This is a genomic window from Streptomyces sp. NC-S4 (assembly GCF_054353315.1).
Genome location: NZ_CM135937.1, coordinates 6,919,400 through 6,942,841, shown reverse-complemented (window position 1 = coordinate 6,942,841; position 23,442 = coordinate 6,919,400). Strand labels below are relative to the sequence as shown.

The window sequence follows — 23,442 nt, the reverse complement described above, 5'->3', positions numbered from 1 at the left end:
CAGGATTACGCAAAGGCGCCCACGACCAGGTCGGCGAGGAGGGCGCCCGCACGTCCGTCCGGATCCAGGTCCGGGTCGTAGATCGTGACGTTGAGCCCGGCGCAGCGCGGCGAGCCGACCAGGACGGCGAGCAGTCCGGCGAGTTCTTCGGGGGACAGGCCGCCGGGGTCGGGGCTGTCCACGGCCGGCATGACGCCCGGGTCCAGCACGTCCGCGTCCAGGTGCACCCAGAATCCGGCCGTGTCGGGCGGGTGCAGCCCGTCCAGTGCCGCCCGCGCCACCGGTCCCGCGCCGCGGCGGCGGATCTCCCCGACGGTGGCGACGGAGATCCCGGACGCGCGCAGCTCGGCGAGGTCCGGATCGCCGTCGCGCAGCCCGAAGAGCCGCACGTCCTGGTCGCGCAGGTAGGGGCCGCGCCCCTCGAGGTCGGCGAGATCCGCCTGGCCGCGGCCGGTGGAGAGGGCCAGCTCCTCGCCGCCGGCGGCGCCGACGGGGCCGTTCACGGCCTCGTTGCCGGGGTGGCGGAAGTCGGCGGAGCCGTCGATCGCGGCGAGGCCGTAGCGTCCCAGGCGGCGCATGGCGAGGGCCGCGCCGAGCTGGATGGAGCAGTCACCGCCGAGCACGACGGGGAACTCCCCGGCCCGCAGGTGCCGTTCGATCCGGTCGGCGAGGGTGACGGTGTACGCGGCGAGGGCCTCGGCGTGGAACACGCCGTCGCCCTCGCGCCAGTCGCCGCGGTCGTAGCGGGGCGGCACCACCACCCCGCCCTCGACGGCACCGAGCCGGGCCAGCAGGCCCTGCTCACGCAGGGCCCCGGCGAGCTTGTAGACACCCGGCACGGTGCCGGGCGCGGGCGGGCGCAGCCCGAGGTTGGAGGGGGCGTCGAGCAGCACGAGGGTTCGCATCCCCCCATCCTGTGCGATACGCCCCCGCAGGGCCCGGCATTCTCGGCGGCGACGGCCCGGCGCCCGTGATCGCGCCGGGCCGTGGGCGGGCGGGGCGGCCCGGTGCCCGCGACCGTCAGTACCACCCTTCGCGGTCGTCGAGGGTGAGCTCCGCGACGGCCGCGTCCTGGACGCCCTCGACGTCGCGAATGTAGGGATCGGCATTCGGATCGTGGGTGCAGAACGTGACGGTGGCAGTCAGAAGGTCGTCGTCCACCCCACCCATGGAAAGAATGACGTACGACCGCACTTCCCGGTCCCCGAATTTCCGCTCGGCTTCGACGAGACAGCTGAAGGCATAGGCAAGACACCTCCTGAGGAGGGGGCCGGCCCGCTCGGATTCCGCCAGCGGGAGGTCGTAGTCGATCATTCCTCGTCCGTTGATCGACGTCTCCTCCTGGAGCACGTCGAAATACGAGCCGGTGAACTCGGGGACCAATCCGGACAGCACACGGGCGCCATTCGGGGTGTACGACCAGCCCTCAGCCGCCACTTCGTGGAACATGGGAGGGACGTCCCGGTCCGTGAGCTCCTCGGCGGGGCACTCCACCAGCATCCGGGCCATTTTCTCGTTTGTTTTCATGACTATCCCTCACCGAGAGCGGCGAGGCCCTTTCTGATTGCGGCGACGAATCCCGGACTGTTCCCCACGGCCTTTTCAATGGAACGCGGAAGTCCGTCGAACTTCCCCGTCTCAAAATTGTACTGATATTTCTCCGTCTTGTTGGCCTGGTCCTGGAAATGCAGCTGCCCCGGACGTCCGCCGGGATTCGGGTTCTCCACATCGATGCGGTACTGCCCGTGGTTCCACAGCGTCTTGCTCGTGATCTGAGTGCCGTTGGCCCCGATCATTCCCTTGGCATCGGGGTCCTTGATGCCGTAGAGATCACGCATCTCCTCGATGCGGTTCTTCACCACGTCCGGGTGGTACGGATCCTTCTCGAATCCCGGCTGGGAGGTGTAGCCCTCCCGGAGCGGCGTGTACTTGGGTGCGAGGCCCAGGGGGTCGAACCAGGTCAGGGGGTTGTGTACGTAGGTTGACGGGTTGGGTGCCGCTGCCAGCCCGATGGGATCGAGGGTGAGGTATCGCGCCGCTTCCGGGTCGTAGTGGCGGAAGTAGTTGTAGTGGAGCCCGGATTCGGGATCGAAGTACTGCCCGGGGAAGCGGAGCGGAGTGTACGCCGCACTCGAGCTGCTCCAGGTCGTGGTGCCCCAGATCGTGCTGCGTGATCGCCATGCCACATGGCCGGATTCGTCGACAAGTTCGCCTGGGGTGCCGACGAGGTCCGTAACGAGGGCGAAGAAGCGCTCGTCGACCACTTCCTGCGCGCCGTCCGCCGTGAGGAGGCGCTCGGTCTGCGCCAGCGGGCGCAGACCGTTGTGGTCCCAGGTGGTGGCCACCGGATGGGGCAGCTCGGGTGCGGTGGCGACCTGTTCGCACAGCGTGCTTCCGTCCCAGGTGAAGGCCACCTGCTCGACCACCGTAGCCTCGTCGTCCCCGAGTCGCTGTTTGGCGATGCGGCGGCCGAGCGGGTCGTAGAGGTACTGCCACACCGTGCCGTCCGGTGTCGTCACCTTCGCCAGGCGGTCCTCCACATCCCACACGTAGCACCAGGTGTCCGCCTTGCGGGAGATCCGCTTCTTCCGCCGGACCGTGACCCGCCCGAGGTCGTCGTGCTCGTAGCGGATGCCTCCGGCCTCGATCAGCGCGGTACCCGCGTACGAACGCCGACCGGTCGCCTCCTGCGCGGCGTGTGAGCGGGGCCAGTGCGCCTCGGTCTGGTTACCGGCCTCGTCGTACGCGTACTGCTCGGTCCAGTTCGCGGCCCGTACGGCGGTCACGCGGCCGACCGGATCCAGGTCGAACCTCTTGGTCCCCGTCCGATCGTCCGCGAGGGCAACGAGATGACCGTCGGCGCGGTAGGTGTAGTCGCGCCGCTGGATGGCGCGGCCCCGGCTCCTGACCTGCTGGCTGGTTAGCCGGCCCATGGCATCGACCTGCGACACCAGAGAGAGCGACTCCCCGATGTGGCGGGCCCTCTCGTGTCCTGCGGCGTCGTGTTCGAAGGTGACCGCGCGCTCCGACGTCGTGAGGGAGACGCGGCGCCCCGCAGCGTCGTAACTCCACCTGCTGACGACACCGCTGGGGGTGGTGCGGCTCACCCGGCGGCCGAGCAGGTCGTACGCGTACCGGACCGTCCGGCCGTTCACCGTCTCGTGGTCGAGACGTCCGTGGCGGTCTCGGATGACGTCGAGCGTCGCATCCGGTCCGACGGCGTGCGTGATCTGGTCGAACAGGTCGTACTCGAAAGTGATCGTACGGCCGTCGGCCTCCTTGGAGACCACGTTGTCGAGCACATCGCGCACGTAGCGCACCACTCGGCCCGCCGCATCGGTCCGTGCCGTGAGCCGGCCGGCAGCATCACGTGCGTACGAAACGGTCCGGCCGTCGAAATCGGACTCGGACACCAGACGGCCCACCGCGTCGTACTCGTAGTCCCAGGTCAGGCCATGGGGGCTGCGCACCTGCGTCAGACGGAGCTCATGGTCGTGCAGGAACTCGTGGCGCGCCCCGTCGGGGCCGGTACGGGCCGTCATGAGGTCGAAGTGCGTGTACTCGAACCGGGACACGGCACCCATGGCATCCGTGTGGGTCAGGCAGTTGCCCTCGCCGTCATAGGTCCACCACTGCTCGGAGGCGTCACCATCGACACGGTGGGTGAGCCGCCCCTCCGGTGTCCACTCCAGGCGGGTGGTGCTGCCGACGGGGTCGACCAGGAGGGTCGGGCGTCCGAATCCGTCGCGCTCGATCCGGGTGGTGTGGCCGAGTGGGTCGCTGACCTCGATGGGCAACCCCGCGCCGTTGTTGAGGATCCGGGTGGTGTAGCCGAGCGCGTCGGTGACGGCGGTGGCATGGCCGCCCTCGTCGTACGTGTAGCGGGTGACGGCACCAGCCGAGTCCTCGACCAGGACCCCGTTGCCACGTTCGTCGTACTGCAGGCGAACGGTCGTCCGATCGGGATGGGTGATGCGCGTTGGCAGCCCCATCGCACTGTAGTCCGCCGACAGTTCCCGACCGTCCGGCCGTATCACGGACAGGGGACGGCCCGCTTCGTCGTACGTGAAGCGGGTCGAGCGACCGAGGGGATCCGTATGGGTCAGCAGCCGGTTGTACCTGTCGCGCTCGAAGCGCGTGACCTCGCCGTGCGGATCGATCTCCGCGCAGATCTGGTGTGCTTCGTTGATGAGGTAGCGGTGGACGGCCCCACTGCTGGTGGTCGCCGTCGTGACACGCCAGCCCGTGTCGGGGTCGTGTCCGTACTCCAGGCGGAGCGCGACGTGGCCCTCCGCACCGCCCTCGGCGACACAGCGGTCATGCTCGTCGTAGGCGTACTCGTAGCGGCTGTCGTTGGTATCGGTCCATGACGTCACCCGGCCGCGGTCGTCGTAGGTGAAGCGCAGGGGCAGACCGGAGGAGTTGGTGACATCGGTCAGATGGCCGTCGGTGTAGCCGTAGCACAGCATCTCCTGGTCACGGCCGTCAGGGGCGGCACCGGCCAGGTGAAGCGCGGTGATCCGTCCCTGATCAGAGGTCAGTTCCAGGCGGTAGCCGCCGTGGTGGACGATCGAGCTGGGCGCACCGGAGGCGGCATCGTATTCGAACGTGATCCAGTTTCCGTTGCGGTCGTCGATCTGGACGAGCCGGGCCTCTTCCGGATCGCGCGTCTCAAAGCGACGCACCCGACCGGTGTCCGGATCCGTGATCGCGTAGTCCCCGTTCGCGTCGCAGTCGAGCGGCCACCGCGGCCCGTGGGTCGGCAGGACGGGAACGCCGGGCGCCGGGTGGGGGTAGCTGAGGAGCAGGCCGTCCTCGGAGACGAAGACGAGCCCTTCCGGGTCGATCTCCAGGCGCTGGTCGGCGGTGGACGACCAGGAGGGACCGAACCAGCGGCCGGCGCGGTAGTCGGACGCGACCCTGCGGCGGAACACGAGGGGCAGTGTGCCGGGGAGGACGACATCTGTCTGGGGCAGATACATGGCGCCGGTGGCCAGGTCGATCGGGTCCGACGGGTCCGACTCCGCCGCCCTTTCCGTACGGGACGGGTTGGCGGGGTCGTCCACGCCCCGGCGCGCGGGACCCTTGACGTCGTCGAGGTGCTTGGCGGTCGAGGCGACCTTCTTGGCGGTGCCGAGGCCCTTGGAGCCGACGAGTTCGGGGATGAGTTTGCCGATGCCTTCCGAGGGGTCCTTCATGAACTCGTCGAGCATCTGCTTGCCCGCGCCCATCGGGTCGTTGGCCATGGTGACCAGCCCGGCCGCGGTCGAGTTCAGGTTGGTCAGGTACTCCGCGGGGTGGCTCAGGTTGTAGAGGTCCAGCGGGTTCAGACCGCGGGCGAAGTTGACCACGCCGGCCGTGCCCTTGAGGACGCCCCCGACCAGGTGGGTGGAGGCGAGGTCGAGGTAGTCGAGGCCGTCGCTGAGCTGCTCGGCGTACGAGGGCTTGGGCGGGGCCGCGTCCCGGGCCGCACGGACGGCCGCCGCGACGGTGTCGGCTTGCTCGTCGCGCTGCGTGCGGGCGCTGTTGAGCTTCTCCTTCGCGGCCTTGGTCATCTCCTCCCCGGGGTCGGGGTACGTCTCCGACGGTCGCGGCGGCAGGTGCTCCGACTTCGCCTTCAGGGCGTCGTTGTAGGTCTTGCGGAGCTTCTCGTGCGCGTCGTAGGCGTCCTGGGAGGCCTTCAGCGCCTTGTTGTAGTCGTCCAGTGCCTCTTTGGCCTTGCCCTGGGCCCACTCGACGGTCTCGGCGAACCGGCCCATTGCGTCGGCGGCCTTCCCGAAGGCGTCGGCCGCGTTGAACCAGCGTGGCGGCTCCTTCGCGACGGACTCCCGGAACGCGGTGGCGGCCGCGCCCGTGAGCCCGTCGGGCTCAACGAGGTTCTTCAAGCCGTTCCCGACGGACTCGAAGGCCTTCTTGAAGTCGTTCAGGTGGGCGACCTGTTCACGGATCTTGACAGGGCTACCGTAGACGAGCTTCTTCGGGTCCTCGGTCTGCCCGAGTTCGAATTCGGCGACCTCCGCACCCATCTGGTTCGCGGCGGAGCGGCTCTTGTCGCGAAGCCAGTCGCCCGCACCGTCCACGCCGAGTTCGTCGGCCCAGCCAGCAACCTTGTTGCCGCCCCGCTCGACGAGGTCACCGACGTCCTCGGCACGGTCCTCAACCCAGTCCTCCGCCGAGTCCGGTACCCAATCCCGCCAGCCCATCTAGCCGTTCCCCCCATTGCCCGTGCCGGACTGGTCCAGCAGGTCCCTCAGCGAACCGATCTTCCCGTTGGAGGTCACCGTGTCCTTCGTGTCCGACCAGGTCTGCTTCATGTCCTGCTGACCCTTCTCGAACGACTCGGCGCTGTAGTCGGGCTTGTAGACATCCGCGCGGAAGATGTCGCCCCACTTTCTCTGCTCGATCTCGTCCTCACTGGCATACGGATTTCCGTACGCGGCGTTCGCGACGACCTTGAAGGAGCCCTGGATGTAGTGCTCCTCCTCCCACATCGTCCCCGCCGCGATCCCCAGGTTCCCCGCGAGCGTCGACGCGTCCTGGATCAGGGCACGGACCCCCCACTCCCAGCGCTCGCAGAAGTCCTCAAAGTCCGTCGCCAGCCCTGCGTGCCCGGTCTCCATCCCCGTCATCGACAGGTTCTCGAACCCGGCGCCCTGCGACGCTCCCGCCGCGTCCCCGGATTCACGCAGCTCCGATATCGCCGCCCGCAAGCCGCTCTGGATCGCGGCGACCGCCTGCGGGGAGACCTCGAGGTCACCGTCGCCCGCCATCAGGCCACCACCCGGCCACCGTCGGCGTCCGGATCGACGTCCACGGCGACCGCGTCCGGGACGATACCGGCCACCGGCGGGAACAGCATTGACCCGTCGCCGTCCGCCACGTCGACCGCGACTCCCGTCGGACGGTCCGACATCGGCACCACCGCGTCCACGAGCCGCGCGCCGAGCATCGTCAGGTATGGCCACTCACGGTCGTCCTCACCACGCGCCTGCGCGAACCGGAACAGCGCTTCCTCGTTCGTGAACGCGTACAGCCAGCGCATCCCGCCGGTCACCGCCGACATCAGACCACCGGCGGCAACGAAGAGACGTTCGGCATCGGTATCGGCGTCGGCCTCGGTGAGTGGCACGAGCAGAGCAGTACGGCGGAACTCCCCCACCAGGCGCGCAGGATCCCCCCGGCCTTCACGGTAACCAGCTATCTGTTCGGTCAGTCCCATTGCGCCGTGTTCCCTCCGCATGATGCACACGAAGGACGAACAGTATCTTGATCGCACAATTGGTCGACACCGTCGCCGGGCGGTGGCAGCATCGCCGCGTGATCATGGACGAGACGACGCGGATGACAGTGCTCCGCAGGGCCGCGCTCAACAACGCGGCGTGGTGCGACGCGGTGTGCCGTGCGCACGGGCTGGCGCCGCGGTACGACGACGAGCGGCTCTGGTCCAGCGCGCGGCGGACTCCGCCGATGTATCCCGATGCCGTGACCCTGGAGCCGGCCCTGCCGGCGGCGGGCGTGGTCGCGGGTGTCGACCTCGGTTCCGCCGGCTGCTCGGTGAAGGACAGCTTCGCCGACCTGGACCTGGCCGGGGACGGCTTCGAGGTGCTGTTCGAGGCGCAGTGGATCCACCGGCCCGCCGGGGCGCCGCTCCCCGCGGCAGAGGCGGAGGCGGCCGGGCTGGAATGGTCCGAGGTGGCGGACGCCGGGGAACTGGCCGCCTGGGAGGCCGCCTTCGACGAGGACGGGGGCGACGACCGGACGTTCCGGCCGGCCCTGCTCCGCGAGGGGATCGTGTTCCTGGCCGGGCGCGCCGACGGCCGGATCACCGCCGGGGCCGTCGCGAGCACCGGCGGTGGCGTCGTCGGTGTCTCCAACCTGTTCGGGGCGGCCTGGGCCGGTGTCCTCGGTGCGGTCGCCGACCGGTGGCCGGAGCTGGACGTGGTCGGCTACGAGCACGGGGAGGACCTGGAGGCGGCGGTCCGGTGCGGCTTCGCCCCCGTCGGCCCGCTGCGGGTCTGGCTTTTTGCCCAGTGATCGACTTCGAGTGAGACTGACGCCGTGACATCCCATCAGACAAGCCGACTCATCGGCGCCGTATTCGGACTCGTCTTCGTCGTGGCGAACGCCGGATCCCTGCCCACGGCCGCCGCCGTTCCCCTGCGCATCCTCGCGATCGCCTCGTTCATCTGGCTGTTCATCGCACTGCGGCGGTCGCGTACGCCCCGGGCCGACGGCGAGGGCGGGGCCGCGCCGAGGATGTTCGGGCGGGGCTACCTGCTCGTGGTGGCCGCCGAGGTGGCCGCCGCGCTGGCCGGCATCCTCGTCATCAACCTCGTGCTGCACGTCCCGCAGGCCACGGTGGCCTGGATCTCCCTGGTCGTCGGCCTGCACTTCTTCGGTCTCGCGGTCGTCTGGCGCATGCCGGCGCTCCGGCTGCTGGCCGCCGCGATGGCCGCCTGCGGCGCCGCCGGTCTGGTCCTGGCCGCCTGCGGGGCCTCCCTCGCGGTCATCGCGACCGTCGGGGGCATCGTCCCGGGCGCCCTGCTGCTCGGCTCCGTCGGGTGGAGCCTGCGCACCCCTTAGCCGGTCTCCAGGTCCAGCCTCGGGACATCGGTGCGTTCGATGCCGAAGACCTGCGCGTACAGGGAGAGTTCGGCCTCCAGCGCACGGATCATGGTCTCCGCCCGGCGGAAGCCGTGGCCCTCGCCCTCGAAGGTCACGTACGCGTGCGGCACCGGAACCGGACGGCCCCGCAGTGCGGCCAGCAGCCGCTCCGCCTGGGCCGGGGGGCAGACCGGGTCCTCCAGTCCCTGGAGGAGGACGAACGGGGCGGTGATCGCGTCGGCCCGGGCCACCGGGGAACGCTCGCGGTTGAGTACCGCCAGGGTCTGGGGCGGCCCGGCCAGGCTGTCGACGTAGCGGGATTCCAGGTCGTGGGTCTCCGCGGCGAAGCCCAGCAGGTCCAGCACCGGGTAGATGATGGCGGCGCACGCGTACAGGTCGGTGGCGGCCAGTGAGGCCGCCGCGGTCCAGCCGCCCGCGCTGCCGCCGCGGATGGCGAGCCGGGCGGGGTCCGCGGTGCCCTCGGCGGCCAGCGAGCGGGCGACCGCCGCGCAGTCCTCCACGTCCACCACGCCCCACTGCTCGCGCAGCCGCTCCCGGTAGGCGCGGCCGTAGCCGGTGGAGCCGCCGTAGTTCACCTCGGCCACCCCGATGCCGCGCGAGGTGAAGTAGGCGATGTGCAGGTCGAGTACGGGCGGCACGTGGTCGGTGGGGCCGCCGTGCGCCCAGATCACGTACGGGGGCAGTTCGTCGGCGGCGGCCCGGACGGCCGGGTGGTGCGGCGGGTAGACGTGCGCGTGGATCTGGCGGTTGTCGGGGCCGAGGAAGGTACGGCTCTGCGGCTCCGGGTAGTAGGCCGGGACCACCGGGTCCGGGCGCTGCCCGCCGATCGCCCGGGCGTGCCCGGTGGCGGTGTCCAGCTCGACCACCTCGTAGGCGCTGCGCGGACTGGCGGCCACGCCGTAGACCCGGGTTCCGTGCACGGCGAGGGTCGGCTGCCAGGCGGTCCACGGCCCGGCGGCGTCCACCAGGTCGCCGCTCTCCGGGTCGAGGATGCCGAGCACCGAGGAGCCCTGCCCGTGCAGGACGGCGACGAGCCCGGCTCCCGAGCCAGGCGGGTGCGGGGTGTCCCCGGGGAGCGGTGCGAGCCAGCGCAGCCCCGGCTTCCACAGCGGGCCGCCGAACTCCTCCTCCCGCGGGCAGAGGTTGATCGCCCAGCCGGTCCGCGGGTCCACGCCGTACGGGTTCCACCAGCCGCCGCGGTCGCTGACCGCGAGGAGGGTCCCCTCGGCCGTCCACTCGACCTGGGCGACGGCCTCGTCGGGGCCGCCGAGTACGGTCCGGGCGTCGGCCAGCTCCCCGTCCCCGGTGACCTCGGCCACCCTCAGCTCGGTACCGTCCCACGGCATCAGCGGGTGGTCCCAGACCAGCCAGGCGGCCCGGCGGCCGTCCGGGGAGAGCCGGGGCCCGGTGGTGAACCGGTACCGGTCGTGCGTCAGCTCCCGCACCGCTCCGCGGTCCGCGGCCGCCGAGCCGTCCAGTGGTACGGCGGCCAGTACCCGGCGCACATCGGTGGGCGCGGGCCCGGTGAACTCCTCCAGCACGCACCACACTTCGCCGCCGCGCAGCACCGGGTCGGCCCAGCGCAGGCCGCCGCCGGTCCGGGAGACCGGGGTGAGGGGCCGCGGCCCGGGGCCGCCGGGGGCGTCGGGCTCGTACGCGTACAGCCGCTGGTCGGCGAAGTGGACGAAGACCAGCAGGGGGCCGCCCGCGGGCCGCTGCGTCCCGGCCCAGGGCCGGCCGCCGTACTCGGTGAGGCGGCTGCGCACGTTCCACGGGGCCGGGAGTTCGGTGATCTCGGGCCCGCCGTCGACGAGGCGGCGGCGCACCAGGGTGCGGCGGCCGGCCTCCTCGGGCCGGGGTTCGGTCCACCACACCTCGGGGCCGACCGTGCCGAGGTACTCGGGCCGCCCGTCGAGGGAGGCGGCGAGGCCCGCGTCGATGGGTGAGGGCCAGCTGCCGTAGGGCCGGGTCGTCGCCGCCATCACCGGGCCCCGTTCACAGGGTGCGCAGTGCGTGGTCGAGGACGCGGACGCCGAAGTGCAGGGCTTCGACGGGTACCCGCTCGTCCACGCCGTGGAAGAGGGCCCAGTAGTCGAAGCCGGGCGGCAGCTTCAGCGGGGAGAAGCCGTAGCCGGTGATGCCGAGGCGCGAGAACTGCTTGGCGTCGGTGCCGCCCGCCATGCAGAAGGGGATCACGTGGCCGGCCGGGTCGAACCGTTCGACGGACTCGCGCAGGATGCCGTACGTCCGGCCGTCCACGGGAGCCTGGAGGGCGACCTCCCGGTGGTGGAACTCCCACCGCACGTAGGGGCCGGTGAGGGCGTCGAGGGTGGCGATGAAATCGGCCTCGCCGCCCGGCACGGTCCGGCCGTCGACGTACCCGGTGGCGTGCTCGGGGATCACGTTGAGCTTGTAACCGGCGCTGAGCATGGTCGGGTTGGCGCTGTTGCGCACGGTGGCGCGGACCAGGGCGCCGGCCGGGCCGAGCGCGTCGAGGAGCTCGTCGACGTCGACATCCGGCTGCCGCGGGTCCACCGGCAGACCTTGCAGGGCGGCGAGTTCGGTGATGCAGGCGGTGACGGTGTCGGTGAGCCGGACCGGCCATTCGTACGCGCCGATCCGCGCGACGGCGGCGGCGAGCCGGCTGACGGCGTTGGCCCGGTTGGGCTTGGATCCGTGACCGGCGGTGCCGTGCGCGGTCAGTTTCAGCCAGGCGGTGCCCCGCTCCCCCGCCGCGATCGGGTAGAGGGCGCGGCCGCCGGGGCCGCCGTGCACGGTGAAGGCCCCGGACTCGCTGATGCCCTCGGTGCAGCCTTCGAAGAGGTGCGGGTGGTGGTCGGCGAGGAAGCCGGAGCCGTCGACCGCGCTGTCCTCCTCGTCGGCGGTGTAGGCGATCACGATGTCCCGGCGCGGTCTCACTCCCGCGCGCGCCCAGGCCCGTACGACGGCCAGCACCATCGCGTCCATGTTCTTCATGTCGACGGCGCCGCGTCCCCAGACCACGCCGTCGCGCACCTCGCCGGAGAAGGGGTCCACGCTCCAGTCGGCGGCCTCGGCGGGGACCACGTCGAGGTGGCCGTGGACGAGGAGGGCCTCGGCGGTGGGGTCGGTGCCCTCGATCCGGGCGACGACGTTGGTGCGGCCGGGGGTGCGCTCCAGCAGGAGCGGCTCCAGGCCGGCGGCGGCGAGCCGCTCGGCGACGTACTCGGCGGCGGGGCGCTCGCGGCAGTCACCGCCGCCCCGGTTGGTGGTGTCGATCCTGATGAGGCCGGAGGTGAACTCGACGGCCTCGTCGAGCGCCACCGGGTCCACCACGTCGACGGCACCGGCGCGTGCACCGGTGGGGATCTCGGCGTTGATTGCGCGCATGTCAGCCATACTGCTCCTCCACGGCCGCCGAGACGACCGTCGTGACCGCTTTGAAGGCCCGGATCCCCTCGTACATGGTCTCGGTGGTGTACGCGACCCTGCGCTCCCCGGACCGCTCCACACCGGGGACCACCGTGGCGGACATGGCCAGGTGCGCGGCGTCGAACTCGAGCTCCACGGTGAAGGGGCCGCCGCGGACCGGGTCGTGGCGTACGGCCAGGGCGGTGGCCTCCTTGGCCGCGGCCCGGATGTCGGCGGCGGTACGGGCGGGGGTGCGGCACACGGCGGCGTAGCGCGAGACGTGGTCCTTGACGGCGACGGTGGCGGCCGCGGGGGCGTATCCGGCGGCGTCCACGCAGGTGAGGTCGTCGCCGGTGACCAGGATGACGGGGACCCCGAACTCGGCGACGACGTGCGCGTTGAGCAGGCCCTCGCCGGCGCGCGTCCCGTTGAGCCAGACCCCGGTGATGGAGTTGGCGAGGTAGGTGTGGGCGAGGACCCCCTCGGAGCCGGCTCCGGTGTGGTAGCCGACGAAGGCGATGCCGTCGACGTCGCCGTGCTGGACGCCCTCGACCATGGAGAGGGTCTTGTGGCGGCCGGTGATCATCTCGGCGCGGGCGTCGAGCTTCTCCAGCAGCAGGTTGCGCATGGTCCAGTGCGCCTCGTTGATGAGGACCTGGTCGGCTCCGCCGTCGTAGAAGCCGAGTACGGCGGCGTTGACGTCGGAGGTGAACATCGCGCGGCAGCGTTCCCACTGCGGGGTTCCGGGCAGCACGTCCGCGGGCCAGGTGACGCCGGTGGCGCCTTCCATGTCGGCGGAGATGAGGATCTTCATCGGGCCCCCGGGCGGTCGGTTGCGCTCAGGGTGCCACCCTAGCCGCCGCGACCCCCGGCGGCCGTGGGGCTCGCGCTCCGGCGCGGCGCGCGGTGCGCGGCCCCGGGCGCGGCCCCCGTGCGCGACCCGCCGGCGCGCGCCGCCCCGGGAGCGACGTCCCGGGAACTGCGGTCCGCGGGCGCCGCGGGTTCACCCGATCCGGTGAGGCCGCCGGCCCGGCCCCACCCGTCAACGCCGTTGCTCAGCGCTCCACTTCGGTGGCCAGGTTCTCCAGCACGGTGTCGTAGATCCGGCCGAGGCCCTTGGGCGCGAAGGTGCGCTCGAAGAAGCCGCCGATGCCGCCGGCGCCGTTCCAGACGGTGGTGACCACGGCCTTGGACTTGCCCTCACCGGCCGGGGTGACCCGCCAGGTGGTGACCATGGAGGAGTTGCGGTCCTTCTCCACCAGCTCGCCGTCGGTGGGCTCGCTGACCTCCAGCAGGCAGTCGCGCACGCGCTTGCTGGTGGCCTGGAGCTTCCAGTGCACCAGGGTGCCCTCGCCGTCACCGCCCTCGCGCACCTCGTACTCGCTGAAGTGCTCGGGCAGCAGCTTCCCGCGGGTCCCGGTGTAGTCCGCCAGCGCGTCGAACACGGTCTCCGCGTCGGCCGCGATGATCCGCTCCGTGGTGGCCTCGACCTGCGCCATAGCTGTTCCTCCAGCAGTTGTGATCGCTCGTCACGGCGAAGCCAACCACCTCCGGGCCGGGCGCCCAAATCCGGTGCCCGAAGCCACCTCCACGGGTGCGCACGGAGTTCCCCGCACGATCATGGGAACATTTGTTCTATTCTCCGGGGCGAACCACCGAGGAGGCACCATGCGCGCGGAGAATCTGACCGCGGGCTCCGGCGGCCCCGCCGGGCTCTTCGGGGCCGACGCCGTCGTGACCCGGACCATCGACACCCCCGAGTTCCGGGGGATCACCTTCCACGAGGTACGCGCCCGGTCGATCGTCAACCGCGTGCCCGGCGCCTCCCGCATGCCGTTCGAATGGACCGTGAACCCGTACAGAGGCTGCAGCCACGCCTGTGTGTACTGCTTCGCGCGCAAGACGCACAGCTACCTCGACCTCGACACCGGCATCGGCTTCGACTCGCAGATCGTCGTCAAGACCAACGCCCCCGAGCTGCTGCGCCGCGAGCTCGCCTCGCCCCGCTGGAGCGGCGCGCACCTCGCCATGGGGACCAACGTCGACTGCTACCAGCGGGCCGAGGGCCGCTATCGGCTGATGCCCGGGATCATCGAGGCCCTGCGCGACCGCGCCAACCCCTTCTCGATCCTCACCAAGGGCACGCTGATCCTGCGCGACCTGCCCCTGCTGCGGGAGGCCGCCGAGGTCACCGAGGTCGGCATCTCGGTCTCGGTCGGCTTCACCGACACCGGGCTCTGGCGGACCGTCGAGCCCGGCACCCCCTCCCCCGCCGCCCGGCTCGCCGCCGTACGGGCGCTCACCGACGCCGGGATCGAGTGCGGAGTGCTGATGGCCCCGGTGATCCCCTTCCTCGGGGACTCCCCGGAGCAGCTGCGGGCGACCGTACGGGCCGTGGCCGCGGCCGGCGCGACCTCCGTGACACCCCTGGTACTCCATCTGCGGCCCGGGGCGCGCGAGTGGTTCACGGCCTGGCTGGGCACCCACCACCCCCACCTGGTCCCCCGGTACGAGCGGATGTACGCGGGCGGGTCGTACGCGCCCACCTGGTACCAGCGCCGGATCACCCGCCAAGTCCACGAACTGGCGGCCGAATTCGGCATCGGACCGGCCCGGCGGGGCGAGGCCCGCAAGATCGTCGCACCGGAGCGGCCGGACGGCTCCGCACCCGCCGGGGCCACGCAGCTCAGCCTCCTGTGACGGCCCGCGCCGCCTGCACGGTCATCACATCGGGCCAATCGGCGGCCCAATCCCGCCTTCCAGGCGTGGTTTCCGGGACGATTCCGCCCAGAACCCTCGGCTGGGAGGCCCCATGCTCCACCCCTTGAAGAAGCGCACCGCTGTCCTGCTGTCGATCTCCACCGTCGCCGCCACCGTCGCCGCCGCCCTCGCGAGCCCGGTGACGGCCGCGCCCGCCGCCCCGGCCGATCCGGGCGCCCCGGCGCCGGCCCGGGCGGCGCTGCGCTGGACCGACTGCACCACCCCGCGGTACCCCACGCTGCAGTGCGCGTCCCTCAAGGTGCCCCTCGACCACGCCCGTCCGGACGGCCGGCAGATCACCCTCGCGCTGACCCGGGTCCCGCACACCGGCCCCACCTCCCAGGGCCCGCTGCTGGTCAACCCGGGCGGCCCGGGCGGCAGCGGCCGCAGCCTGGCCGGCTACATCGCCTCCGCCCTGCCCAAGGAGGTGGCCGCCCAGTACGACGTGATCGGCTTCGACCCCCGGGGCGTCGGCAGGAGCGAGCCCGCCCTGGACTGCGCGACCGGGCACTTCAAGCCCGCCCGGCCGGACTCCGTCCCCATGGACCGGGCCACCGAGCGGGCCAACCTGGACCGGGTGCGCTCCTTCGCCGAGTCCTGCGGGGCCAAGCACGCGGACGTGCTGCCGTACATCGACACCGTCTCGGCCGCCCGGGACATCGAGGCCCTGCGCGGCGCTCTCGGCGCGGAGCGGATCAGCTACTTCGGCTACTCGTACGGGACCTACCTGGGCGCGGTGTACGCCAAGCTCCACCCGGGCCGCGTGCACCGGCTGGTCCTGGACTCCGTGGTCGACCCGGGCGGGGTCTGGTACGAGGACAACCTCGCCCAGGACCTCGCCTTCGACGCCCGCCACAAGGCCTTCCTGGCCTGGGTGGCCCAGTACGACGCCACCTACAAGCTGGGCACCGACCCGGCGGCGGTCGAGAAGGCCTGGTACGCGATGCGGGACGCGCTGCGCGAGAGTCCGGCGGGAGGCAAGGTGGGGCCGGCGGAGCTGGAGGACACCTTCATGCCGGGCGGGTACTACAACGGCTACTGGCCGAACCTGGCCGAGGCCTTCGCCGCGTACGCGGTGGCCAAGGACCCGAAGCCGCTGGTGGCCGCCTACGAGCGGTTCGGCGCGGTGGAACCGTCCGCGGGCAACGGCTACAGCGTCTACACGGCGGTCCAGTGCCGGGACTCGGCCTGGCCGAAGGACTGGAACCAGTGGCGCGCGGACATGTGGCGCACCCATGCCAAGGCACCGTTCATGACCTGGAACAACGCCTGGTACAACGCTCCGTGCGCGTTCTGGCCGACGGAGCCGCTCGACGCCCCGGACGTGACCAACGCGGACCTCCCGCCCGCCCTGCTGCTCCAGGCGACGGACGACGCGGCGACCCCCTTCGAGGGGGCGCTCAGCATGCGGGAGAAGCTGTCGGGTTCGGCCCTGGTGGTGGAGGAGGGCGGCGGCAACCACGGCATCGCCCTGAGCGGCAACAAGTGCCTGGACGAGAAGGTGGCTGCCTACCTGACGACGGGCAGGGCCACGGACGCCACCTGCCCCGCCCAGGCGGCCCCGAAGCCGACCACGGCGACGCGCGCCGTACCCGCCTCCGCGGGCGGCGCGGCCCTGCACGGCCTGCTCGGCTTCCGGGGATAGGCCTCGAATCGAGGCCTATCGTGCCGTTTTGACCTGATTTCGCCCGTCCCGTCCCCAACGCCCTTGCGCACGCGGACGGGACGGGCGGACATCGGCTAAGGTCCCAGCGGTGAAGAAGCTGATACCCCCCTTCGCCCGACGCGCGGCCGCAGCGGCCCCGGGCACCCCGACCCCCAGCACCTCGGCCGCCGGCGCCCGGCTCGGCTGGCTGGACGCGCTGCGCGGCCTCGCCGCCCTGATCGTGGTCCTGCACCACTTCGACGTGCTGCGGATGCTCCCCTTCGGCGGGCTGGTCTGGCGAAACCTCGACCTCGGCATCTTCGGGGTCATGCTCTTCTTCATCGTCAGCGGTTACATCATCCCGGCCTCCCTTGAGCGCCGGGGCGACGTCCGCGGCTTCTGGATCGGCCGGCTCTTCCGCATCTACCCGGCCGTCATCGTCGCCTTCGCCGTCTCGATCCTGATGCTCCCGGCCGGGGACGGCTCGATCGCGCTGCTGCGCACCAACGACGACCTCGCCTCGCTCGTGGCGAACGGCCTGATGCTCCAGGACATGCTCGGCGTCATCAACGGCATGAACGTCACGTGGACGCTCTGCTTCGAGATGGTCTTCTACTTCCTCGTCACGGCCCTGTTCACCCGGAACCTGCACCGGCACAGCGCGCCGATCGCCGTCGGCTTCGCCGGTGCCGCGCTGCTGGTCGGCACCGCCCTGGCCCCCGCCCTGCTGCTGCGGGAGTTCTTCTCGGTCCGCCAGCTCCTGCTGATCGTCACGCCGCTCGTCCTCGTGGGCTTCTGGGGCGTGCTCGGCGGCAACCGCCGGGCGACCTCGGCGGGGGCGCTGCTGCTCGGCACCGTCGGCCTGGTGCTGGCCACGCTCAACGGCCGGGCCGTCGCGTTCGAGACCTTGATGATCTTCGCGACCATGTTCGCCGGCACCGCCGTGTACCGGGCGCAGCACGGCACGATCCGCCGGGTTCCGGCGCTGCTCGCCTGTGGGTTCGTGATCGCCGCGGGCGTGCTCGTCGGATGGCTCTACAACCGCAACGGCATCGAGGAGCACACCTGGACCTCCGGCTGGAAGGCCTGGTCGCTGGCCTACCTCGGGGCCTGGATCGTGTTCGGCTTCTTCTTCCTGCTGCGGGAGCGGCGCTTCCCGAAGCCGATGACCTGGCTCGGCGCCATCAGCTTCTCGATGTACCTGCTGCACATCCCGCTGATGCGCACGGTCGGTCCGCCGCTGGGGGTTCCGCCGCTGCCGGAGTCCACGCTCGGGAGGTTCGCCTGGACGGGGATCTTCCTCGGCGTGCTGATGCTCATGAGCTGGCTGATGTACCGCCTGGTCGAGCTGCCGGCGCAGAACCTGGGCCGGCGGGTCCAGCAGGCGGCGCGGCGCCGCCGGCCGGGCGCCGGCGCGGTCCCGCCCGCCGCTCCCGACGCGGTCGCGCACCGGCGGCCGGAGGCCGCGGCGGACGACCGGGTGCCGGGCGAGAGGGCTTCGGTCTCCGGCTGAGGGACCGGGCGCGTCAGTCCGGCCCGCGCAGCCTGTTCAGGGCCTCCGTCGCCGCGACCGCGAGGCGGGGGTGGGACTGGGCGTGGACGAGCAGTTCACGGGCGCGCGGGTCGGCGAGGACGCCGAGGCCCTCGACGCAGGCCAGCGCCACCCGCCAGTACGGGTCGTGCGGGGACAGCAGGCGCGACAGGGTGGCCATCAGGGCCGGTACGGACTCGGGGGCGCGCAGCGCGGTGAGCAGCCGCACGGGCTGCTGGGCGTAGGCGGTGCGCAGGGCATTGGTGGCGAGGGCCGCCGCCGCGCGGGCGGTGCGTGGGTCGTCCAGGACGGCCAGCGCCTCGGCGGCGGCCGCGCAGCGGGCCGGGTCCCGGTGGTTGAGGAGCAGGACGAGGGATTCGAAGGCGCGGCGGTCCCCCGCGAGTCCCAGCCGGTACGCGGCCAGTTCGCGGGCCCACAGGGGCAGCCCGGCCGAGGTCAGGGAGGCGGCGAGCGCGTCGGGGGCGGCCGTGAGCAGCACCTCGTACTCGGGTGCCGTTCCCGCCTCCGCCCGCAGGCGTTCCAGCACGTCGTTCACCCGGCCACCCTAGGGGGACACAGCGGTCGCCGTGCCGGGTTTCCGGACATCGGAGACAGCCGGTTGATCGATGATCGATGATCGGTACATTTGGGCGGTACAGGTCACATCTCCGCGCTCTGGCGCACCAGTTACCGGCGGGTTACTGTCGTTGCAACACGTACGAGGGCGGCCTGGTGACGCAGCCGCCTCGTGCCGGTCGGTTCGTATCCACGGTGTGACCCCGGGACAGGGTTCCGCCGTTTCCGCCCCAGGGACCCGTTCCCCGCGGGCACTTCTCCTCGGGCCCTCTCACTCCGGGTCCTTCACCGCACGGCTCCTTCCGTACGGCATCCGCGCGCGCCGTGCGCCGCGCGCCCCTCAGTCGTCACCCTCTTCCACTGGAGTCCCTCGATGGACCGTCAGTCCAGTCAGCCCACCCTCCAGACCATCGCCGTCGTCGGCCTCGGCACGATGGGCACCGGCATCGCCGAGGTCCTCGCCCGGGCCGGCCGCGAGGTCATCGGCATCGACGTCAGCGAGGCCGCCGCCCAGCGGGCCGCGACCGCCCTCGCCGCCGCCACCGCGCGCTCCGTCGCCCGGGAGCGCCTCACCGAGCAGGAGCGGGCCGACGTGCTCGCCCGCTTCCGCACCTTCTGCGACCTGAGCGCCGCCGCCGAGGCCGATCTGGTCATCGAGGTCGTCCCCGAGTCGTACGAGATCAAGCAGCAGGTGTTCCGCGAGCTCGACGCGATCGTGCGGCCCGACACCATCCTGGCCACCGGCACCAACGCCCTGTCGGTGACGCGCCTGGCCGCCGAGTCCCTGCGCCCCGAGCGCGTGCTGGGCCTGCACTTCTTCAACCCGGCCCCGGCGATGAAGCTGGTCGAGGTCGTCTCCTGCGTCCTGACCGCCCCGCCGGCCGTCGAGGCGGTCACCGAACTGGCCCGCGAGCTCGGCAAGGAGCCCGTGCCGGTCGGCGACCGGCCCGGCTTCGTCGCCGACGGCCTGCTCTTCGGCTACCTCAACCAGGCCGCCGCCATGTACGAGGCGCGGTACGCCTCCCGCGAGGACATCGACGCGGCGATGCGGCTCGGCTGCGGGCTGCCCATGGGCCCGCTCGCGCTGCTCGACCTGATCGGCGTGGACACCGCCCGTACCGTCCTGGAGGCCATGTACGCCTCCTCCGGCGACCGGCTGCACGCCCCGGCCCCGATCCTGGGCCAGCTGGCCGAGGCCGGCCTGACCGGGCAGAAGTCCGGCCGCGGCTTCTACACGTACGAGGCGCCGGGCAGCTCGGTGATCGTCCGCGACCTGCAGACCCCGCTCGACGGGTCCCTGATCGGCAGCGGCCGTCCGGTCACCTCGGTCGGCGTGGCCGGCTCGGGGACCATGGCGAGCGGTATCGCCCAGGTCTTCGCGCAGGCCGGTTACGACGTGGTGCTCGCCGCCCGCAGCCAGGAGAAGGCCGAGGCCGCCAAGGCCGCGATCGGGAAGTCCTTGGGCCGTGCGGTGTCCAAGGGCCGCCTGACCGAGGAGGGCGCGGCCCAGACCCTGGACCGGATCACCCCGGCCGGGTCGCTGGACGCGTTCGCCGAGGTGGACCTGGCCGTGGAGGCCGTCGCCGAGGACCTGGCGGTCAAGCAGGAGCTGTTCGCGGCCCTGGACAAGGTCTGCAAGCCGGGTGCGGTGCTGGCCACCACCACCTCCTCGCTGCCGGTGATCGCGGTCGCCCGCGTGACCTCGCGTCCGCAGGACGTGATCGGCATGCACTTCTTCAACCCGGCCCCGGCCATGAAGCTCGTCGAGGTGGTCCGGACCGTCCTGACCGCCGACGACGTGCACGCCACGGTCCGCGAGATCTGCCTCAAGGTGCGCAAGCACCCGGTGGACTGCGGCGACCGGGCCGGCTTCATCGTGAACGCGCTGCTGTTCCCGTACCTCAACAACGCGATCAAGATGGTCGAGCAGCACTACGCCGACATCGACCAGATCGACGCGGCGATGAAGCTGGGCGGCGGCTACCCGATGGGTCCGTTCGAGCTCCTCGACGTGGTCGGCCTGGACGTCTCGCTGGCCATCGAGAAGGTGCTGCACAAGGAGTTCCGCGACCCGGGCCTGGCCCCGTCCCCGCTGCTGGAGCACCTGGTGGCGGCGGGCTGCCTGGGCCGGAAGACCGGCCGCGGATTCCGTGAGTACGCCGCCCGCCGGTAATCCGTCGGGCCACGAGCCGGATGCGTGGGGAGGGCTGCTCGGGCCCGCCGGACCCTCACGGCGGGCCAACCCTCGCGAGCCCAGTGCGGGCTCTCCCCCGCATCCACCCCTCTCCCACCCCCCGCAGGCGCGCCCCCCTGCGCGAATGAAGTACTTTCGCTCTATGTCCCAGCCCGCCAAGACCTCGCCCCGCGCCGCCACGGCCTCCGACACCCCGGAGAGTCCGGCCGGCACCAAGGCGGCCGCCCAGCGGCTCAAAATGCGCCGCGAGCTCGCCGCCGCGGCCATGGAGCTCTTCGCGACCAAGGGGTACGAGGCGACGACGGTCGACGAGATCGCCGCGACCGCAGGGGTGGCGCGGCGGACCTTCTTCCGGCACTTCCGGTCCAAGGAAGAGGCGATCTTCCCGGACCACGACGACACCCTGACGCGCGCCGAGGCCGTGCTGGACGCGGCTCCGGCGCACGAGCACCCGCTCGACACGGTGTGCCGCGGGATCAAGGAAGTCATGAAGATGTACGCCGCCTCGCCGGCGGTGTCGGTGGAGCGCTACCGGCTGACGCGCGAGGTGCCGGCGCTGCGGGAGCGGGAGATCGCCTCGGTGGCCCGGTACGAGCGGCTGTTCACCCGCTACCTGCTGGCCCATTTCGACGAGCACGACCACCACGACGGCAACGACGACCCGCTGCTGGCCGAGGTGGCGGCCTCGGCGGTGGTCACCGCCCACAACCACGTGCTGCGGCGCTGGCTGCGCGCGGGCGGCCAGGGGGACGTGGAGGCGCAGCTGGACCACGCCTTCTCGATCGTCCGGAAGACCTTCGGCACGGGCATCGGGGCGGGCCGGACCCTCAGCACGGAAGCGTCCGCACCGGCGGCCGTCCGTACGCAGGGCGAGGTGCTGGTGGCGGTGGCCCGCACCGACGCACCGCTGGACGAGGTCATGCGGACCATCGAAGAGGCGCTGCGCGCCAAGCAGTAATCGCACCCCCGGCCGCCGCTGGGGTGCCTCCGGTCACAGTGGCCGCTCCCGTTCCGGGGGCGGCCGCTTTCGTATGTCCGGCTTGCCCCTACTCGCGGGTAACTCTGATCGATCATCGCTCATCGGTGCAGGTCAATCGGCAAATGAGAGAAAGTTTTGGCACTCGGTGCCTTGCCGAGTGACACGGGGTGCCATACGTTGAAGTCGTCCGGATGTCCCCGCGACCCACGCCCACCCGGCGAGGAACGCGCCCCGGATCGCCTGCGTCACCAGGCATCGCACGCCTCACCACGGGCGTCGCCCCGCACCACCGCACCAGCCGGACCGACGGCACACCGCACCCGCACCACGCACCCCGTTTACCTCAGCGCACCCTCATCAGCGCTAGCCGGAGGCTCATCGTGAAGGACATCCTGGACGCGATTCAGTCGCAGTCCGCCACCGCCGCAGACTTCGCGGCCCTGCCGCTGCCCGAGTCCTACCGCGCGATCACCGTGCACAAGGACGAGGCGGAGATGTTCGCGGGGCTCACGACGCGCGAGAAGGACCCGCGCAAGTCGCTCCACCTGGACAACGTCCCGGTGCCGGAGCTGGGCCCGGGCGAGGCCCTGGTCGCCGTCATGGCCTCTTCGGTCAACTACAACTCCGTGTGGACCTCGATCTTCGAGCCGGTGTCCACCTTCAGCTTCCTGGAGCGCTACGGCCGCCTGTCGGAGCTGACCAAGCGCCACGACCTGCCCTACCACGTCATCGGTTCCGACCTCGCGGGCGTCGTGCTGCGCACCGGCCCCGGCGTCAACGCCTGGAAGCCCGGCGACGAGGTCGTCGCGCACTGCCTCTCGGTCGAGCTGGAGTCCTCCGACGGCCACAACGACACGATGCTCGACCCCGAGCAGCGCATCTGGGGCTTCGAGACCAACTTCGGCGGCCTGGCCGAGATCGCCCTCGTCAAGTCCAACCAGCTGATGCCCAAGCCCGACCACCTGAGCTGGGAGGAGGCCGCCTCCCCCGGCCTGGTCAACTCCACCGCCTACCGCCAGCTGGTCTCCCAGAACGGCGCCGGTATGAAGCAGGGCGACAACGTCCTGATCTGGGGCGCCAGCGGCGGCCTCGGCTCCTACGCCACCCAGTTCGCGCTGGCCGGCGGCGCCAACCCGATCTGTGTCGTCTCCTCCCCCGAGAAGGCGGACATCTGCCGGGCCATGGGCGCCACCGCGGTCATCGACCGCAACGCCGAGGGCTACAAGTTCTGGAAGGACGAGAACACCCAGGACCCGCGCGAGTGGAAGCGGTTCGGCTCCAAGATCCGCGAGCTCACGGGCGGCGAGGACATCGACATCGTCTTCGAGCACCCGGGCCGCGAGACCTTCGGCGCCTCGGTCTACGTCACCCGCAAGGGCGGCACCATCACCACCTGCGCCTCGACCTCGGGCTACATGCACCAGTACGACAACCGCTACCTGTGGATGTCGCTGAAGCGGATCGTCGGCTCGCACTTCGCCAACTACCGCGAGGCCTGGGAGGCGAACCGCCTGGTCGCCAAGGGCAAGATCCACCCCACCCTGTCGAAGGTCTACTCCCTGGAGGACACCGGACAGGCCGCCTACGACGTCCACCGCAACCTCCACCAGGGCAAGGTCGGCGTCCTCGCGCTGGCCCCCGAGGAGGGCCTGGGCGTGCGCGACCACGAGCTGCGCGCGACGCACCTCGACGCGATCAACCGCTTCCGTAACGTCTGAGACCGTTCAAAGGCCTAAGGGACA

The 23,442-nt window shown here is 71.6% G+C and carries 18 protein-coding genes; 8 read left to right on the top strand and 10 right to left on the bottom strand.

Annotation, left to right across the window (positions count from 1 at the left end; all coding sequences use genetic code 11):
- Nucleotides 1–5 precede the first annotated feature (5 nt).
- The 5 genes from ACXNSR_RS31185 to ACXNSR_RS31165 form a co-directional block, all read right to left on the bottom strand.
- Complete coding sequence (locus tag ACXNSR_RS31185) at nt 6–905, bottom strand: arginase family protein (protein ID WP_458638683.1); 900 nt, start codon at nt 903–905, stop codon at nt 6–8.
- A gap of 115 nt (nt 906–1,020) precedes the next feature.
- Nucleotides 1,021–1,527, bottom strand: coding sequence for a hypothetical protein (locus tag ACXNSR_RS31180; RefSeq protein WP_458638682.1), 507 nt, complete (start codon nt 1,525–1,527; stop codon nt 1,021–1,023).
- 2 nt (nt 1,528–1,529) lie between these two features.
- The gene (locus tag ACXNSR_RS31175) at nt 1,530–6,203 is read right to left on the bottom strand and encodes a putative T7SS-secreted protein (RefSeq protein WP_458638681.1); all 4,674 of its coding nucleotides are present in this window, start codon (nt 6,201–6,203) and stop codon (nt 1,530–1,532) included.
- Nucleotides 6,204–6,770 carry a hypothetical protein gene (locus ACXNSR_RS31170; protein WP_458638680.1) on the bottom strand — a complete coding sequence of 189 codons (567 nt, stop codon included), beginning with the start codon at nt 6,768–6,770 and terminating at the stop codon, nt 6,204–6,206.
- Nucleotides 6,770–7,219 carry an SseB family protein gene (locus ACXNSR_RS31165; RefSeq protein ID WP_458638679.1) on the bottom strand — a complete coding sequence of 150 codons (450 nt, stop codon included), beginning with the start codon at nt 7,217–7,219 and terminating at the stop codon, nt 6,770–6,772. The genes ACXNSR_RS31170 and ACXNSR_RS31165 overlap by 1 nt, the downstream gene beginning before the upstream one ends.
- Nucleotides 7,220–7,341: 122 nt before the next feature.
- Between ACXNSR_RS31165 and ACXNSR_RS31160 the strand changes: the two genes are divergently transcribed.
- Nucleotides 7,342–8,034 (top strand): hypothetical protein, encoded by a 693-nt coding sequence (locus ACXNSR_RS31160; RefSeq protein ID WP_458643444.1) that lies wholly within the window; start codon nt 7,342–7,344, stop codon nt 8,032–8,034.
- Between the two features lie 24 nt (nt 8,035–8,058).
- Nucleotides 8,059–8,583 carry a hypothetical protein gene (locus ACXNSR_RS31155; protein WP_458638678.1) on the top strand — a complete coding sequence of 175 codons (525 nt, stop codon included), beginning with the start codon at nt 8,059–8,061 and terminating at the stop codon, nt 8,581–8,583.
- On the opposite strand, the gene ACXNSR_RS31150 is transcribed toward ACXNSR_RS31155, so the two are convergent.
- The 4 genes from ACXNSR_RS31150 to ACXNSR_RS31135 form a co-directional block, all read right to left on the bottom strand.
- On the bottom strand, nt 8,580–10,607 hold the full coding sequence (locus tag ACXNSR_RS31150; protein WP_458638677.1) for a S9 family peptidase: 2,028 nt from the start codon (nt 10,605–10,607) through the stop codon (nt 8,580–8,582). The genes ACXNSR_RS31155 and ACXNSR_RS31150 overlap by 4 nt on opposite strands.
- Nucleotides 10,608–10,620: 13 nt before the next feature.
- A complete protein-coding gene (locus ACXNSR_RS31145) occupies nt 10,621–11,994 on the bottom strand; it encodes a M20/M25/M40 family metallo-hydrolase (RefSeq protein WP_458638676.1) in 1,374 nt (457 codons plus the stop codon).
- A gap of 1 nt (nt 11,995) precedes the next feature.
- Nucleotides 11,996–12,829: a M55 family metallopeptidase gene (locus ACXNSR_RS31140; RefSeq protein ID WP_458638675.1), complete on the bottom strand. Its 834-nt coding sequence runs from the start codon at nt 12,827–12,829 to the stop codon at nt 11,996–11,998.
- Nucleotides 12,830–13,070: 241 nt separating this feature from the next.
- Nucleotides 13,071–13,514 carry an SRPBCC family protein gene (locus ACXNSR_RS31135; protein ID WP_030012423.1) on the bottom strand — a complete coding sequence of 148 codons (444 nt, stop codon included), beginning with the start codon at nt 13,512–13,514 and terminating at the stop codon, nt 13,071–13,073.
- Nucleotides 13,515–13,683: 169 nt separating this feature from the next.
- Between ACXNSR_RS31135 and ACXNSR_RS31130 the strand changes: the two genes are divergently transcribed.
- From ACXNSR_RS31130 to ACXNSR_RS31120, 3 genes are all read left to right on the top strand, one after another.
- The gene (locus tag ACXNSR_RS31130) at nt 13,684–14,715 is read left to right on the top strand and encodes an Rv2578c family radical SAM protein (RefSeq protein ID WP_458638674.1); all 1,032 of its coding nucleotides are present in this window, start codon (nt 13,684–13,686) and stop codon (nt 14,713–14,715) included.
- Between the two features lie 112 nt (nt 14,716–14,827).
- Nucleotides 14,828–16,420: an alpha/beta hydrolase gene (locus ACXNSR_RS31125; RefSeq protein WP_458638673.1), complete on the top strand. Its 1,593-nt coding sequence runs from the start codon at nt 14,828–14,830 to the stop codon at nt 16,418–16,420.
- Between the two features lie 109 nt (nt 16,421–16,529).
- A complete protein-coding gene (locus ACXNSR_RS31120; RefSeq protein WP_458638672.1) occupies nt 16,530–17,933 on the top strand; it encodes an acyltransferase family protein in 1,404 nt (467 codons plus the stop codon).
- Nucleotides 17,934–17,946: 13 nt separating this feature from the next.
- Here ACXNSR_RS31120 and ACXNSR_RS31115 read toward each other — a convergent pair whose 3' ends face one another.
- The gene (locus ACXNSR_RS31115) at nt 17,947–18,507 is read right to left on the bottom strand and encodes a HEAT repeat domain-containing protein (protein ID WP_458638671.1); all 561 of its coding nucleotides are present in this window, start codon (nt 18,505–18,507) and stop codon (nt 17,947–17,949) included.
- 393 nt (nt 18,508–18,900) lie between these two features.
- On the opposite strand from ACXNSR_RS31115, the gene ACXNSR_RS31110 reads away from it, so the two are divergent.
- From ACXNSR_RS31110 to ccrA, 3 genes are all read left to right on the top strand, one after another.
- A complete protein-coding gene (locus ACXNSR_RS31110) occupies nt 18,901–20,700 on the top strand; it encodes a 3-hydroxyacyl-CoA dehydrogenase family protein (RefSeq protein WP_458638670.1) in 1,800 nt (599 codons plus the stop codon).
- A 163-nt stretch (nt 20,701–20,863) separates the two neighbouring features.
- Nucleotides 20,864–21,679 carry a TetR family transcriptional regulator gene (locus ACXNSR_RS31105; protein WP_458638669.1) on the top strand — a complete coding sequence of 272 codons (816 nt, stop codon included), beginning with the start codon at nt 20,864–20,866 and terminating at the stop codon, nt 21,677–21,679.
- A gap of 401 nt (nt 21,680–22,080) precedes the next feature.
- Nucleotides 22,081–23,418 carry a crotonyl-CoA carboxylase/reductase gene (gene ccrA / locus ACXNSR_RS31100; protein WP_458638668.1) on the top strand — a complete coding sequence of 446 codons (1,338 nt, stop codon included), beginning with the start codon at nt 22,081–22,083 and terminating at the stop codon, nt 23,416–23,418.
- The last annotated feature ends 24 nt before the right edge of the window (nt 23,419–23,442 follow it).

Bases quoted from the DNA above. Each gene is read 5' to 3' on its own strand.
- ACXNSR_RS31160 (WP_458643444.1), top strand. From the start codon at position 7,342: ATGACAGTGCTCCGCAGGGCCGCGCTCAACAACGCGGCGTGGTGCGAC.
- ACXNSR_RS31125 (WP_458638673.1), top strand. From the start codon at position 14,828: ATGCTCCACCCCTTGAAGAAGCGCACCGCTGTCCTGCTGTCGATCTCC.
- ACXNSR_RS31135 (WP_030012423.1), bottom strand. From the start codon at position 13,514: ATGGCGCAGGTCGAGGCCACCACGGAGCGGATCATCGCGGCCGACGCG.
- ACXNSR_RS31185 (WP_458638683.1), bottom strand. From the start codon at position 905: ATGCGAACCCTCGTGCTGCTCGACGCCCCCTCCAACCTCGGGCTGCGC.
- ACXNSR_RS31170 (WP_458638680.1), bottom strand. From the start codon at position 6,770: ATGGCGGGCGACGGTGACCTCGAGGTCTCCCCGCAGGCGGTCGCCGCG.
- ACXNSR_RS31105 (WP_458638669.1), top strand. From the start codon at position 20,864: ATGTCCCAGCCCGCCAAGACCTCGCCCCGCGCCGCCACGGCCTCCGAC.
- ACXNSR_RS31145 (WP_458638676.1), bottom strand. From the start codon at position 11,994: ATGCGCGCAATCAACGCCGAGATCCCCACCGGTGCACGCGCCGGTGCC.
- ACXNSR_RS31175 (WP_458638681.1), bottom strand. From the start codon at position 6,203: ATGGGCTGGCGGGATTGGGTACCGGACTCGGCGGAGGACTGGGTTGAG.
- ACXNSR_RS31130 (WP_458638674.1), top strand. From the start codon at position 13,684: ATGCGCGCGGAGAATCTGACCGCGGGCTCCGGCGGCCCCGCCGGGCTC.
- ACXNSR_RS31150 (WP_458638677.1), bottom strand. From the start codon at position 10,607: ATGGCGGCGACGACCCGGCCCTACGGCAGCTGGCCCTCACCCATCGAC.
- ACXNSR_RS31180 (WP_458638682.1), bottom strand. From the start codon at position 1,527: ATGAAAACAAACGAGAAAATGGCCCGGATGCTGGTGGAGTGCCCCGCC.
- ACXNSR_RS31110 (WP_458638670.1), top strand. From the start codon at position 18,901: ATGGACCGTCAGTCCAGTCAGCCCACCCTCCAGACCATCGCCGTCGTC.
- ACXNSR_RS31140 (WP_458638675.1), bottom strand. From the start codon at position 12,829: ATGAAGATCCTCATCTCCGCCGACATGGAAGGCGCCACCGGCGTCACC.
- ACXNSR_RS31165 (WP_458638679.1), bottom strand. From the start codon at position 7,219: ATGGGACTGACCGAACAGATAGCTGGTTACCGTGAAGGCCGGGGGGAT.